The sequence below is a fragment of the Bacillus sp. AR2-1 genome (assembly GCF_008368755.1).
GTDB classification, from domain to species: Bacteria; Bacillota; Bacilli; order Bacillales; family Bacillaceae_G; genus Bacillus_A; species Bacillus_A wiedmannii.
In genome coordinates this window covers 62551-76806 of sequence record NZ_QORY01000008.1, presented here as the reverse complement: position 1 = coordinate 76806, position 14256 = coordinate 62551, and the positions used below count along the sequence as shown (strand labels likewise).

Sequence of the window (14256 nt, the reverse complement as noted above, 5' to 3'; positions counted from 1 at the left end):
GTTAACTTATGTAAATATCAGTTATAATTTGTATAAGTTTGCCCTTTCATAGCAACCTCCTTCCCCTTTACAATTAAAATATAAACAAGTTGGATTTCATGTAACGTAAATCTCTTATTTAACATTTTCAATCTACTTTTATGAAAATTAATAGAAATGTGGGGCGTATTTATGAAAACAATAAAGCTAGATGAATCTTTTATTTTTGATTTACTCGACCTTTGTAAAGCTATTGGATGGTTACAAGATAAAGAATTTATGAAAAAACAATTCGAAATGTATCTTTCTCTCGGCACACTTATCGGTTATATGCATGAAAATAAACTGATTGCAGCTGGAGGAGTATTTCCTTTTAAAGACAGTTTTTCTACTATTGGCATGTTAATCGTCCATCCTAATTTTCAAGGCCAAGGCATCGGACGTATTTTGCTAAATTGTTGCTTAGAGCACACTCATCCAAAACAACCAATTGCACTTATTGCAACAAAAGCTGGCGAGCCTCTTTATACATCATGCGAATTTCAAACAGTAACGACGATTCATCGTTTTGAAAAACAAACTACTAAGACACATATTGCTCATACACAACAAGTAAAAGAACCAGATCTTATATCACTTATTTTTCTCGATCAAATTACAACTGGAGCTAATCGTTCCTTACTTTACTCATCGCTATTACCAAGAGCCATACACTCTTTTAAAATTGAGAGAAATAACTGTATAGAAGCTTTTTCCTTATGTATACAAAAAGGTAATATATTATGCGTCACTCCACTTATCGCAAAACAAGAGAAGGATGCTATTCAATTATTCAAGAGAATCTGTGAATGTTGGAATGGCACAGTAAGGATTGATGTCCCACATTCACAATTTTCATTTCGTAAATTTCTTCAAACAGAAAATTTCCAAGAAACGCTCCTTTCACCTCTTATGATGAAAAATGGTAGCCAACTTCCTGGAAATCGTAATATGCTATTTGCTATGATAGACACAGCGTTATGTTAGAAAGGGGACACCTAATTGAAGCGATTTAGCTATTTTATGGTAGGTTGTCTTACTCTTACACTATTAGTAGGATGTAGTGCAGCAGAAAAGCCAGTAGAGCAAGTAAAACAAGTGAAAAATACACTTACAGCGAAACTAGCTACCGAGGAAAAAATGGTAGAAATAGATGGTCAAACCATTTACTTTAAAAAGATTGGTAATGAAAAACCACCTTTACTTATGATCCATGGATTTGGAGGATCGTCAGATGGTTTTCAAAAGATTTACTCAGACTTAGCAAAAGATCATACAATTATTTCTGTAGATGCTTTAGGATTCGGGCGCTCATCTAAGCCAATGGATTTTTACTATTCTTTCCCAACCCATGCAAATTTGTATTATAAATTAATGAAAAAACTAGGTTATGATTCGTTTGCAATACTAGGACACTCAATGGGCGGAGAAATTTCTCTTAATTTAACCTATTTATATCCTGAAGCCGTTACCCACCTTATTTTAACTGATGCTACAGGCGGTCCTCATACATTCGTTAATAAACAAGGTTCACCAAAACCACAGTTGTCGACTGATTTAAATACTGTTTCTACTATTGCAGATTATGATGAAAACAAAGTTAAATCCAAGCGTAATGATGAAGAGCATTACAATAAAATGAAATTATGGCCTAGACGTCTTCAAATCAATGCAAATGAAATTAAACAACCAACCTTAATTATATGGGGAAGAAATGATAGTAGCGTTTCTTGGAAAGAAGGAGAAACGTATCATCAATTCTTAAAAAATAGTACTTTCCATATTATCGAAAAAGGTTATCATGCACCATTTCGTCAAGAGCCACAAGAATTTGTAGGTTATGTAAAAGAATTCTTTAAGAACAATAAAGTTGAAAAATAACATAAGCGGGTATCTCATTTTGAGATACCCGCTTTCATATATTAAGCAGCTTGCTTTTGGCGCTTTTGAGTTTTTGATCCTAATACTTTCGGAATAACGAAACCATCTATTCCAAATTTACCAGCATTCATACCAGAGACTAGAACGAACATTGATAGGATAACCATTTCAGGATTTACACCAATTGACCCACTAAGCATATAGGAAAAGTTCATTACAAGACCGAAAAAGACCGCTGTTTTTGTTAAACAGCCTACAATTAAACCAATTCCGACTAAAATTTCTCCCCACGTTACAAGTGTATTAAATAGATCAACGTTTGGAATTGCGAAATCTTGTAAAAATGATGCCCACCAAGATTGAACAGCCGGTTGTGCTCCTTTAGATTTTTCAATTGCACCTTGTAAATAACCAGTTGCATCGAACCCTTTTCCTTGTAGTTTACCGATTCCAGCCATTAACCATGTATAACCAAGATACACTCGAATTACTGCCAACACAAAAGAAACTGCTTTGTTTTCTCTTAAAAATTGAATAACCATATCTTCCTCCTAAAGTTGTAATTAAGTTAGTTACAGATAATATAATATCATTAGTTACTTATTTTTAAAATGTTAATCATGAATAATTTGTGACATACATAAAAAACATTAAATACTAATATATAGTAACTTCTATTACCTGTAAAAACTTGAACATATCATACCATAGGTGATAATCATTTTCATTGAAGAAAATGTAAAAAAAATGTGAGTTAAGTGTGAAACGCATTTATTCAAATATAGAATAAATGCGTTTTCACTATTTATAGAATTGAAATGTACGTGTCTCCTCATCGATTAATTTCGCCTCTTGAAAAGCATCTTCTAACGTTTTTTCATGGCTAATAAGCCCATAAAATAAGCGTATTGTAAACATAAGTGCTGCATTCCCATCTACATAATCTATCGATCCAATATACGATTTCGCCCCACTATGTAAGAAAGATTCTGCTAGTTTTCGCTCCCCTAACGTACACCCGCTATTTACAATATGTGTATTATGCAATTTTGCATATTTATAAATTTCTGCTGCACCAAAGTATCCCCTCGGTTCATCTTGCTCATATATATCTTCACCTAACTCTTCCATGACAAACTTTCCTTCCTCACCATGAAAGCAAAAAATAACATACTTGATATCATTATATAAACCTTTTCCAGAAAGAATATTAATGAACTCTCTCGGTCTACCAATCCAGTATGTTACAACTTTTGCCCCAAAATATTCAAGCGATGCTCGGATTGATTGCGCCTCTAAATCCGAATTGAAACCAACTACTAATGCAACATTCAACATACACCCTCCATCCTATAATTAGATCTCATCAATCAGACTTTTAAAAGATACATCCATTTCATATATACCTGTTTCTTGCAAAAAATCAGATCTAGTTAAAACGACTTTCTGTACATATTGCCTATACGCTGTAATTGTCCCGTCGTGAGATACAATGCAAATTCTTTCAGCGCCTAGCTCATAGCACCAAAGAAGAAAATCATCTACTATTTGCTGAAAACGATTCTCTGAAATAGTATTTATACCTTCCGTCCATAACTGCTTATTTGTACTTTTCTCTATCGAAAAATGTGGAAATAAATTTGCTATCATTTCCTGATCTACTATGTCATCACATGGTAATGTTTTCGCTCCTTCTCGATAAGGAAAAATACGTGGGGATACATATGGATGGACGATTTTTTGACAAGCTACTTTCGCACTCCATATTGCCGCTGTTTGTAAAGTTCTACGTGTAGGACTAACAATTAATATATCCGTTTCTTGTAATGGCACATTGCATTGAAGTAATTTAGCCTGATTCTTTCCCTCATCCGTTAATGGCGGATGAAGCACTTGTAAACTTGACGGCAAATCCTTTGTATGTTCACCTTCTCCGTGCCGAACAAAGACAAGCTTCATATCCAGCCTCCTCTCTCTATGAAATCCTCTTACATATTTCTTCCCTATCTCATTCTTTATTCCTGCTATATGAAAAACTGGTATGTAAAAAACATTTGACACAATTAATTAAAAAACATTACAATTATAATATGTAAAATACTTTTTACAAGAGAGAGGTGAATCACAAATATGAAATGAATTATCGCCTTTATCGGAATGATCATATGGGGATACATAAATGGATTTTTTAATAGTGATAAAACTGCTAATCCTTGGATTACAGATGATGAACGTGAAACAAAAATTAAACAGAAAGCAATTATTGCAAGCTGGTCTGGTGTTTTCATGTTTTGTATCATTAACCTCTTAAACAAATGGTTAGGTTTAGGAACGAGTAATACATCACCTTACTTACCATCTTCTGTCGCAACTATTTTAAAAGAAAATGTAGAGTTACAAGTTTTACTTATGCTATTTATTACGTATGGCATATTTTACGTATACTATCGAAGAAAATTAAGCGCTTAACTTTTATCTCATGATTATCCTCCTAAATGGTTATAGTAATTAGGACGAAATGAAAGGAGCGATATAAAAATGAGTAACTCGAATGACTTTTTAGATACACTACATGAAAAACAAGCAAAAGATGAACAAAATAGAAAGCGTCAGGGAAACGGAAACCCCGCGAAAAAAAAGCCAAATAAAACACATAAATAACAATAAAAAACGTGCCTAAAATTATCTTTTAGGCAGTTTTTTTTATTCTTCTTTCACCGAGATAACATTTTCCCAGTTCCATTTCTCATAATACCATTCTGGTACATCTATATTTTCAATCCACTTCTTTTCCTGTTTTTCATCACTACTGGAAAGCCATACATTGGCTTTCTTACGGTCTGAACGTATCCATATTAATTGATTGTTCTTCTTCATAAAGATGGGATGATAGTCACCTTGCTTATGGGGTGGCTTTGTGATTTGATGTTGTTCGTCGCTTGTACTATCGATCTCATATAAGGATGGCAGTGGCCTTTTTTCTGGCGGAGTTTCTATCCCTGCCTCTTTTGCTCGTGAAACGATCATTACTTTATCGTTCTTCCATACAAAATCCCAATCGACATATCCTTTCGGCGTAAAGGTGTTCTGCTGAAGTGCCGGCAGCTCTTTTACTTTTAAATGTTTATTCTCTAACGCAACTCTTCCGCTTCCTTCAATATAAGCTAAAATATTCTTGGATGGCGCCCATTTGAACCATTGTGTGTTTAATAACATTTGATCTACTTTTTCAAATCGACTGCCATCTGCTCGAACTAAGCAAAGCGTATTACTATCAGCTGACCATGAAGCTGTCGGTACCGCTAAAAATGAAATCCACCTTTGATCTGGCGACCACTCAAACCCACTTGCAACTAGTGCTAAAAAATCATCATGTTCATTTGGTAATGCATACAAATGCTTCATTTTATGAGGATTCATATGTGCATCTTTTTGCACTTCATATAGCTGAGCTCCTGTCCATCCTGTTGGAAGTAAGTGTGCCTCAGAAGATACAAGAAACTTCTTTCCATCAGGATACCATGCATAATCACCTACACCAGCCGATACATTTTCAAAATCTGTATTCTTATTTTTGACATCAAACGTATTTAATGTATTCATAAATACAAATGCAATTATATTCTCTTTCGGTGACCATTGATAATTCGATACTTCAGATTGCAATGGCCTAACTTTCTTTCCATCTTCCAGTTGGTACAACTCCAAGGTGTTTTGCTTCTTTCCTTTAGCATAGGCAAGCCATTCTCCATCATGGGACCATTTTGGCCCTGTTATGTACTCACCTTTTGTTATTTGTTTTTCTTTCCCATCAATTTTCATCCAAAGGTCATGATGACGAATAAAAGCAACCTTCACCCCATTATGTTCCGCACTAGTACTAAAAATTGAAGATAAAAAAATAAACAAAACCACACTACTACTCACGATAATTTTTTTCATACGTCCCTCCATTTTTCTTATAGCATTCCTCATATTCCGCTTACTATATGCTAATTTCGCTCCATATTAATTGCACAATTGTTGTGGATTTATACTCAGTAAGGATGTGCTTCCCCCCCACTGTGTATGAGCCATTCGACATAATTCCAAAAAATTTCCCAAGAAATTTTTAATTCAAAGAGGATTGGTATGAATTATGTCGAAAGTATAGTTTAGCCAACATTCGATTTCATATTTCAGAACAAAAATGTAAGATAATTTTTCGGAATATTGGCACTTTTTACTAGGGGGAGTTTCAATGAAAAAAACTACATCTGCACTATTAAGTATGGCGCTTGTCTTTTCTAGTTTTGGAGCTTTAAGCGCGCATGCTGAATCGCTGCAAAAGGAGAAGCAATTTAGTCCACAGTTAAAAGCGAATATTGAGCAATGGGGAGAAAACAAAATCGCGCAAAATGTTGAAACAAAAACATCAAAAGAAATTTCAGTCATTGTAGAATTGCAACATGCTCCGCTCGCTTCACAAAGTAACATTCAGCATGCTCCAGATTTAAAAAATGGAAATGTGCAATCATACCATGCACAACTAAAAAAGGCGCAAGAGGATACAACAAAGAAAATTAAAGAAAAAGCACCAAAAGCAAAGATAAAAGAAACGTATAGCACGTTATTTTCTGGATTCTCTATTTCTATCCCAGGAGATCAAGTTGCTGCTTTAGCTTCTTTACCCGAAGTAAAAGCTGTTTATCCGAACTTAACATATAAATTGCATGAAACAGCAAAAAGCGCTACTAAAGAAGAAGCGCCAAATATTGGCGGACCGACAATCGGTGCACCTGAAGCATGGAATTTAAAAGATCCATCTGGCAAACCGCTTGATGGAAAAGGTATGAAAGTCGCTATTATTGATTCTGGCGTAGACTATACACACCCCGACTTACAAGCAAACTATATCGGTGGATACGATACAGTCGATGAGGATAACGATCCGATGGATGGTAACGTACACGGTACTCATGTAGCTGGTATTATTGCTGGTAATGGAAAAATTAAAGGCGTTGCTCCGAATGCTTCTATACTCGCTTACCGTGTCATGAACGATGGTGGAACTGGTACGACCGATGATATTATTCAAGGTATTGAGCGCGCTATTCAAGATGGTGCTGACGTTTTAAATTTATCTCTCGGTCAAGATTTGAATGTCCCTGATCAACCTGTAACAATGACGTTAGAACGCGCAGCAAAACTTGGTGTTACTGCAGTCGTTTCAAATGGAAATGATGGACCAAAACCTTGGTCTGTTGATGCTCCTGGTAACGCAAGTAGTGTCATCTCTGTTGGCGCATCGACTGTTTCTATTCCATTCCCAACATTCCAAGTAGCTGGTTCTAATAAATCTTACCAAGGATTACCGTTATCAAAAGCAGATTTCCAAGTAGGAAACGATGCTCAGCTTGTCTATGTTGGCTACGGTAATTCAAGTGATTACGCTAAACAAGATGTGAAAGGGAAGTTCGCCCTTGTTTTACAAGGAACTTCGAGCACGTTAGTAAAGGCAGAACAAGCGAAACAAGCTGGAGCTATCGGAGTGCTACTAATTTCTAATGAAAAAGAAATTAATATTATGCCTGAATATTTTGGCCGTGAAGAGATAGCTCTTCCAGTTATGCAACTATCAAGTACAAATGGCGAAGAATTGAAAAATTTAATTACAAAAAGAAAGAAAAATATAAAGATTGGACAACCGAACAAAACAGAACTTATTGGTAACTTCAGCTCAAGAGGACCATCACAAGGAAGTTGGCTCATAAAACCTGATGTTGTTGCACCTGGCGTACAAATTACTAGTACGGTACCAAGGGGTGGCTATGAATCTCACAACGGAACAAGTATGGCTGCGCCACAAGTAGCAGGAGCTGTTGCCTTACTACGTCAAATGCATCCTGATTGGACGACAGAACAATTGAAATCTGCTCTTGCCAACACTGCAAAAACATTAAAAGATGTCAATGAAAATACATATCCTGTTATGGCACAAGGATCAGGTTTAATTAACATTCCGAAAGCAGCTCAAACGGATGCGTTAGTAAAACCGAACAATATAAGTTTCGGTCTTATTAAACCGAATAGAGGCAAAGTGAAACTAACACAAAATATTACGTTACAAAATCTTTCTAACAAAAAGAAAAACTTTTCAACTCGTATTGAATTACTAGATACAAAAACAAAAATCCAAACTTCTTTCCCTTCTTCTATTAGTATGAAACCGAATAGTAATATTGAAAAACCTTTTACTATTACTGTAGATAGCTCCTTACCGCAAGGCGTATATACAGGGAATCTGTATGTAAAAGAGCAAGGGAAAACTGAAGAAATGCGTATTCCATTTACATTTAGTATCGATCCGAAAGAATACAAGCGTATTGATGGCCTTGAAATCGTTAATTCTACTTTCAGTCCAAATAATGACAAAATATTAGATGACAACCTAATCAATTACTATTTAGTTACACCAGTTGAAGATATAGCGTTTCATGCCAATTTAATCACGAAAGACCGTGTGACATATCAAGGTACGGTATATCAAGGTAAAAACGAAACACCAGGTTATAAATCTTTCAAATGGAATGGTACAAAAACTGATGGATCTCCTCTACCTGATGGCTTATACCAAATCGAAGCTGTCGCTTCTACCTCGGGTGGAGAAACAAAGCAAACAGGAGCTGTATTTATCGACCGAACAGCCCCTAAGTTAACACACGAAATTGATCAAGAAAATCTTGTTATTAGAGGGAAAGTTGACGATATCCTACTAGATTGGATGACAGAATCTGGTTGGGTTGCACCTGGTATTCCAGTGAGAATGCAATATGAAATTAACGGCAATGGTGTGTGGGAAAGTGCGTTCCTGAATCCTTGGGAGAAAAGTTACGACATTTATTTCGATCGTAACCAATTACAAGAAGGAAAAAATACTATTCATATTGTAGCAACTGATGCAGCTGGAAATACATCTAATTTAAATGTTGATTTAGAAGTGAAATAAAGTGAAACTTTAATCAGCCCTCACTAATCGGACGTTTACGGACAGTAAAACTTCCATCTAACTTCTTTGCTCCGGCCGAATTTTGAGGTAGGAGTTTTACTGCCCACAAATAGCGAGATAAAATTATTGTTGACAATCTTTTAAAAATAGTTTTATAATACGAAACATAGTTTAGTTGAACGAATTATATATCGGCTTTGAAGGAATACTAGTAGCGACTTATATCCCTGTCTCAGAGAACTGATGGTTGGTGCGAATCAGTACATATACAAGCGTGAATTACAATTCTGGAGCTTCTTTCCCGTAGTGCACATAATGCATGAAGAGAAAGACGGATCTTTCCGTTATCTTAAAGTGAGTGGTAAACAATTTTTCTGTTTACAATTAGGGTGGTACCGCGGTTTTTATCGTCCCTATCGGATTTTCCGATAGGGGCTTTTTTGCGTCCTTCCCTTTTGCACAATTTCATATATACGCGTTGAAAGAATCGCAGTAATATCTTATATCCCTGTTACAGAGAGCTAATGGTCGGTGGAAATTAGCACATATATAAATATGAATTACAATTCTGGAGCTTCTTTTTCGTAGTGCTTGTACGCATGAAGGAAAAGACGGAGTTTTTCCGTTATCATTAATTGAGATGTAAGTATTTTTTCACTTACAAATAGGGTGGTACCGCGATTCTTTCGCCCCTATCGGATTTTCCGATAGGGGCTTTTTCTATTTCTCACAGAAACAAATGTTAAATAATTCCGAATCTTATGATAAAATTTTATAAGCGCTTACAATTTTGAAAGGTGGTGGTTTCAGCTATACCCAACCAATATTCAATTTTATAGAAAACAAGGAGGATGTCTAAATGACAAAGAAAACAGAAATTCCATCGCATTTAAAACCATTCGTATCCACGCAGCATTATGATCAATATACACCGGTGAATCACGCTGTTTGGCGTTACATTATGAGACAAAATCATAGTTTCTTAAAAGACGTTGCTCATCCAGCCTATGTGAACGGACTACAATCATCTGGTATAAATATAGATGCAATTCCAAAGGTAGAAGAAATGAATGACTGTTTAGCACCAAGCGGATGGGGAGCTGTAACAATTGATGGACTTATTCCCGGCGTAGCATTCTTTGATTTCCAAGGACACGGATTACTACCAATCGCAACAGATATTCGCAAAGTAGAAAATATCGAGTATACACCAGCTCCAGATATCGTACACGAAGCAGCAGGACACGCACCTATTTTACTGGATCCTACATATGCGAAGTATGTGAAACGCTTTGGACAAATTGGTGCGAAAGCTTTCTCCACAAAAGAAGAACATGATGCTTTTGAAGCTGTTCGTACATTAACAATCGTAAAAGAAAGCCCTACTTCTACTCCTGACGAAGTTGCCGCTGCTGAAAATACTGTAATTGAAAAACAAAAATTAGTTTCTGGTTTATCAGAAGCTGAACAAATTTCACGTCTTTTCTGGTGGACAGTAGAATATGGGTTAATCGGAAATATAGATGCTCCAAAAATATATGGTGCTGGTCTCCTTTCTTCTGTTGGCGAAAGCAAACATTGCTTAACGGACGCTGTAGAAAAGGTTCCATTCTCTATCGAGGCATGTACAGGTACAACTTATGACGTAACAAAAATGCAACCACAACTATTTGTTTGTGAATCATTTGAAGAGCTGACTGAAGCACTTGAGACATTTGCTGAAACGATGGCCTTTAAAACAGGTGGAAAGGAAGGTTTAGAAAAAGCGATTCGCTCTGAAAACTATGCAACTGCTGAACTAACTAGTGGATTACAGATTACAGGTACATTCAGCGAGACAATTGAAAACGATGCAGGTAAAGTGATTTACATGCGAACAAATTCACCAACTGCATTAGCAATTCATAATAAACAACTAGCGAATCATTCTACATCTATACACAGTGACGGCTTTGGAACACCAATTGGATTACTCACTGAAAATATTGCATTAGAAAATTGTACAGATGAACAACTACAATCATTAGGAATTACAATTGGAAATATTGCTGAGTTTACTTTTGCAAGTGGTATTCATGTAAAAGGAAAAGTAACAGATATTATAAAAAACGATAAGAAAATTGCTCTTATTTCCTTTATCGATTGCACAGTTACTTATAACGCCCGCGTATTATTTGATGCTTCATGGGGCGCATTTGATATGGCTGTTGGCTCACAAATCATTTCAGTATTCCCAGGAGCAGCAGATGCAGCATCATTTTTCCCAATTGATGAAGAAACAGAGGAAACTCCAGCACCTCTTGCATTAACTGAGCTGGATCGTATGTATCAAACAGTTCGTGATATTCGAGGTGGAGGTATTTTACACGACGCACATGTCGATCAATTAGTAGCAATTCAAGAGGTATTAAATAAATTTTATCTGAAAGAATGGCTGCTTCGCCTTGAAATATTAGAATTACTTTTAGAGCATAACAAAGGACACGAAACATCAGCAGCATTATTACAACAACTTTCTACTTTCACAACTGACGAAGCTGTAACACGCCTTATTAACAATGGTCTTGCACTACTGCATGTAAAGGATGTGAAAAATGATGCTACGATTAACTGAAGAAGAAGTTCAAGGGGAATTATTAAAGGTGGATAAATGGATGATAAAAGATGAAAAATGGATTGAACGAAAATATATGTTTTCCGACTACTTAAAAGGAGTCGAATTTGTCTCTGAAGCCGCCAAACTATCAGAAGAACGTAATCACCATCCATTTATCCTTATCCAGTATAAAGCAGTCATTATTACTTTGTCATCTTGGAATGCAAAAGGTTTAACGAAACTAGATTTTGAGCTTGCAAAGCAGTTTAATGAACTATTTTTACAAAACGAAAAAGCAATTATAAGAAAGTAAAAAAAAGAGAAGCCTTTTTTAGGCTTCTCCTTTAATTTTGAAATGGATACAATGTCCAAATGGATCTTGGGCTTGTAATATTCCATCTTTGTACGTAGCAATCTTGCCAATATTTTTTAAGCTTTCACATACTTGCTCTTTTTGTTTTTCATCTGCTAGTACAATTGTGAAATATTTCAAGCCAACAGAATTTGGCATTTGCGGCGGTATTCCTTCACCTTGCCACGTATTTAAACCGATATGGTGATGATAGCCACCTGCCGATACGAACAACGCGCCATTACGAGCTGGGATTGTTACTTCAAAACCAAGACCATCCACATAGAAACGTTTCGCTTCTTCCAAATCAGCTACATGGAAATGAATATGCCCCATCACAGTACCAGCTGGAAAACCATTCCACGCAATTCCTTGCTGCAATAATTCTTCACCAGCTAACGGGTTACTAACAAATGGTAGTTCTCCATTCTCATCATGCCAAACTTCTTTTTGGCGATCATGATAAATTTCAATCCCGTTTCCATCTGGATCAGCTAAATAGAGGGCCTCACTAAAGTAATGGTCGGCTCCGCCGTGCAGTGGATATACCATTTCTACAAGATGACGAAGAATATTCGCTAAATCCTGTCTACGTGGTAGTAAAATTGCGTAATGATATAACCCCGTTCTCCCTCTTTGCCTTGGTAAAGCTTCTTTCTTTTCTTCAATGATAAGGAGTGGTTCGTTATTTTCATTCCCAAATGTAACGACCATTTCATCTTCTTTTAGTACTTTCATACTTAGTACTTCTGTATAAAACTCTAGTGATTTCTTTATATTTGATACATATAAATGAACAACATCAAGTGTTGTATCGGGATGAAGTTGAAAACTCATCTTGTTAGCCCCCCATTTAATTTAGTTCTTCTTTGACATTTTCTCTTTTAAGAAATTATCTACAAAACCGTCTGCTTTCGCAACAAATAAGTACGCACCCATTGCTAACAATGCAAGTTCTAATTCGAAGCCAGGATTTTTTCCATCCCCTAATAAACCAGCTGACCATTTTACTTTTACAATTGCTCCAACCATTACAAGTGCAAATAATAATCCAATATATCTTACACCTAAACCTAGAATTAACAATATACCACCAACTACTTCCGCTGTTGCTACACCGTATGCAAGACCTCCTGGTAAACCAATGCTTGTAAACCACCCTGCAATATTGTCAATCCCCGATTGGAATTTTGTTAAACCGTGCATAAAGAATGTTACCCCTAACACGATACGAATAATTAAGTTACCGATATGTTGATTCATTTCATTCTCTCCTTTATAGTTTTATTATACAAAACTTTTATTTACATTACAAAACATACACTAATTTTTTTTATTCGTCAATTCATTTTCACTGGGAAAAAATATATTTTTTTTGCTATGATACAAATAGTTGTTTACAAAAAGGAGCTTGATTTTATGAATATTGGTTCTGCAATACGTGAAATTCGTCAACGTAGAGGCATAACAATCGCACAAATTTGTGAGGGAACAGGTCTTTCTAAAGGATTTATGAGTCAGGTTGAAAATAATAAAACATCACCATCTATCTCAACTTTAGAAACAATCTCCAATTTTTTAAACGTTCCCCTTCCCTATTTATTATTAGAACAAAAAGATCGGTTGAAAGTTGTCAAAAAGGTAGAGCGTAAATACAGTGTATACGGAAAAGATGAACAAAGAATTGAACATGTTGCAGAGCAAGGTGGCCTCCGCCTAAACCTCGTGGAAATTCCTGCTGGGTTTCCGAAAGAAAATATACCAAATGCCCATGAAGGGGAAGAATGTCACCTTGTATTACGCGGAAAACTAGAAGTTCAACATGGAGAAGATATTGCAATAGTAGAAGAAGGTGATTCTTTCTCCTGGAATGCATGTGTTCCTCATATCGTTCGTAATATAGGGGAAGAAACTGCATTATTACTCATCTCTAGTCATGCAGAAAATCGAAAACGTGTTTATTAAATAAAAAAGAAGCCTGTAAATCAGGCTTCTTTTTTATCCCCTTATAACGCCATAACTTGTTCCAACTAGTACAGTCTTTTCATGTTGATTGCGATAAACTGACTCGATTGAAACCTTTTTATATCCTTCCATCTGTTCAATATTTGTTAAAGTTAATTCACAAGTGATCGTATCTCCTGTAAAAACCGGTCTAATAAACTCACTTACTAATTCTCTTGCTATGTAATGTAATTCTTCTCCTACTTTCGTTCCAATACTAGCAGTTAATAAACCATGAACCATTAAACGTCCTTTTTCATCATATTCCATATGATGCCTACCTTTATCTCCTGTAATATTTGCAAATTCAAAAACCTCTTCCTCAGTAAATCTTCTTTCGTATTTAAATACATCCCCAACTTTTACATTCATTTTTATCCTCCGTTTAATAAACAGAATTTTCTTTTATTTTATCAT

Annotated in this window: 15 protein-coding genes and 2 other annotated features; of the genes, 8 read left to right on the top strand and 7 right to left on the bottom strand. The window is 35.7% G+C overall.

The window, feature by feature from the left end; all coding sequences use genetic code 11:
- The first annotated feature begins 171 nt into the window (after positions 1 to 171).
- Positions 172 to 1005, top strand: coding sequence for a GNAT family N-acetyltransferase (locus DT250_RS09985; RefSeq protein ID WP_087985273.1), 834 nt, complete (start codon positions 172 to 174; stop codon positions 1003 to 1005).
- Positions 1006 to 1020: 15 nt separating this feature from the next.
- Positions 1021 to 1899 carry an alpha/beta fold hydrolase gene (locus tag DT250_RS09980; protein WP_088064441.1) on the top strand — a complete coding sequence of 293 codons (879 nt, stop codon included), beginning with the start codon at positions 1021 to 1023 and terminating at the stop codon, positions 1897 to 1899.
- Between the two features lie 41 nt (positions 1900 to 1940).
- On the opposite strand, the gene DT250_RS09975 is transcribed toward DT250_RS09980, so the two are convergent.
- From DT250_RS09975 to DT250_RS09965, 3 genes are all read right to left on the bottom strand, one after another.
- Entirely contained in the window at positions 1941 to 2441 is a 501-nt protein-coding gene (locus tag DT250_RS09975) for a DoxX family protein (protein WP_000236605.1), read from the bottom strand.
- A gap of 259 nt (positions 2442 to 2700) precedes the next feature.
- Positions 2701 to 3237, bottom strand: coding sequence for a delta-aminolevulinic acid dehydratase (locus tag DT250_RS09970; protein WP_088608163.1), 537 nt, complete (start codon positions 3235 to 3237; stop codon positions 2701 to 2703).
- Positions 3238 to 3255: 18 nt separating this feature from the next.
- Positions 3256 to 3858 carry a histidine phosphatase family protein gene (locus DT250_RS09965; protein ID WP_088123427.1) on the bottom strand — a complete coding sequence of 201 codons (603 nt, stop codon included), beginning with the start codon at positions 3856 to 3858 and terminating at the stop codon, positions 3256 to 3258.
- Positions 3859 to 4056: 198 nt separating this feature from the next.
- Here DT250_RS09965 and DT250_RS09960 point away from each other — a divergent pair, with 198 nt between their 5' ends.
- On the top strand, positions 4057 to 4368 hold the full coding sequence (locus DT250_RS09960; RefSeq protein WP_088608164.1) for a phosphoglycerate mutase: 312 nt from the start codon (positions 4057 to 4059) through the stop codon (positions 4366 to 4368).
- 69 nt (positions 4369 to 4437) lie between these two features.
- Positions 4438 to 4560: a DUF4023 domain-containing protein gene (locus DT250_RS09955; RefSeq protein WP_000071861.1), complete on the top strand. Its 123-nt coding sequence runs from the start codon at positions 4438 to 4440 to the stop codon at positions 4558 to 4560.
- A gap of 42 nt (positions 4561 to 4602) precedes the next feature.
- Here DT250_RS09955 and DT250_RS09950 read toward each other — a convergent pair whose 3' ends face one another.
- Positions 4603 to 5841: a TolB family protein gene (locus tag DT250_RS09950; RefSeq protein WP_149213012.1), complete on the bottom strand. Its 1239-nt coding sequence runs from the start codon at positions 5839 to 5841 to the stop codon at positions 4603 to 4605.
- A 298-nt stretch (positions 5842 to 6139) separates the two neighbouring features.
- Here DT250_RS09950 and DT250_RS09945 point away from each other — a divergent pair, with 298 nt between their 5' ends.
- The 3 genes from DT250_RS09945 to DT250_RS09935 all read left to right on the top strand — a co-directional run bounded on the left by DT250_RS09945 (position 6140) and on the right by DT250_RS09935 (position 11796).
- A complete protein-coding gene (locus tag DT250_RS09945) occupies positions 6140 to 8887 on the top strand; it encodes a S8 family serine peptidase (protein WP_149213011.1) in 2748 nt (915 codons plus the stop codon).
- Between the two features lie 188 nt (positions 8888 to 9075).
- Positions 9076 to 9305: a binding site (T-box leader), on the top strand.
- Positions 9306 to 9356: 51 nt separating this feature from the next.
- Positions 9357 to 9584, top strand: a binding site (T-box leader).
- Positions 9585 to 9746: 162 nt separating this feature from the next.
- The gene (locus tag DT250_RS09940) at positions 9747 to 11501 is read left to right on the top strand and encodes an aromatic amino acid hydroxylase (RefSeq protein WP_088064447.1); all 1755 of its coding nucleotides are present in this window, start codon (positions 9747 to 9749) and stop codon (positions 11499 to 11501) included.
- On the top strand, positions 11482 to 11796 hold the full coding sequence (locus DT250_RS09935) for a 4a-hydroxytetrahydrobiopterin dehydratase (protein WP_087985280.1): 315 nt from the start codon (positions 11482 to 11484) through the stop codon (positions 11794 to 11796). The genes DT250_RS09940 and DT250_RS09935 overlap by 20 nt, the downstream gene beginning before the upstream one ends.
- A gap of 18 nt (positions 11797 to 11814) precedes the next feature.
- On the opposite strand, the gene DT250_RS09930 is transcribed toward DT250_RS09935, so the two are convergent.
- Together DT250_RS09930 and DT250_RS09925 are read right to left on the bottom strand one after the other, a co-directional pair.
- Entirely contained in the window at positions 11815 to 12672 is an 858-nt protein-coding gene (locus DT250_RS09930) for a VOC family protein (RefSeq protein WP_149213010.1), read from the bottom strand.
- 21 nt (positions 12673 to 12693) lie between these two features.
- Positions 12694 to 13098: a DoxX family protein gene (locus DT250_RS09925; RefSeq protein WP_001071550.1), complete on the bottom strand. Its 405-nt coding sequence runs from the start codon at positions 13096 to 13098 to the stop codon at positions 12694 to 12696.
- 156 nt (positions 13099 to 13254) lie between these two features.
- Between DT250_RS09925 and DT250_RS09920 the strand changes: the two genes are divergently transcribed.
- Complete coding sequence (locus DT250_RS09920; protein WP_001020697.1) at positions 13255 to 13800, top strand: helix-turn-helix domain-containing protein; 546 nt, start codon at positions 13255 to 13257, stop codon at positions 13798 to 13800.
- A 33-nt stretch (positions 13801 to 13833) separates the two neighbouring features.
- Here the strand turns inward: DT250_RS09920 and DT250_RS09915 are convergent, their stop codons facing one another.
- Positions 13834 to 14211 (bottom strand): hotdog family protein, encoded by a 378-nt coding sequence (locus DT250_RS09915; protein ID WP_001101451.1) that lies wholly within the window; start codon positions 14209 to 14211, stop codon positions 13834 to 13836.
- Positions 14212 to 14256 lie beyond the last annotated feature (45 nt).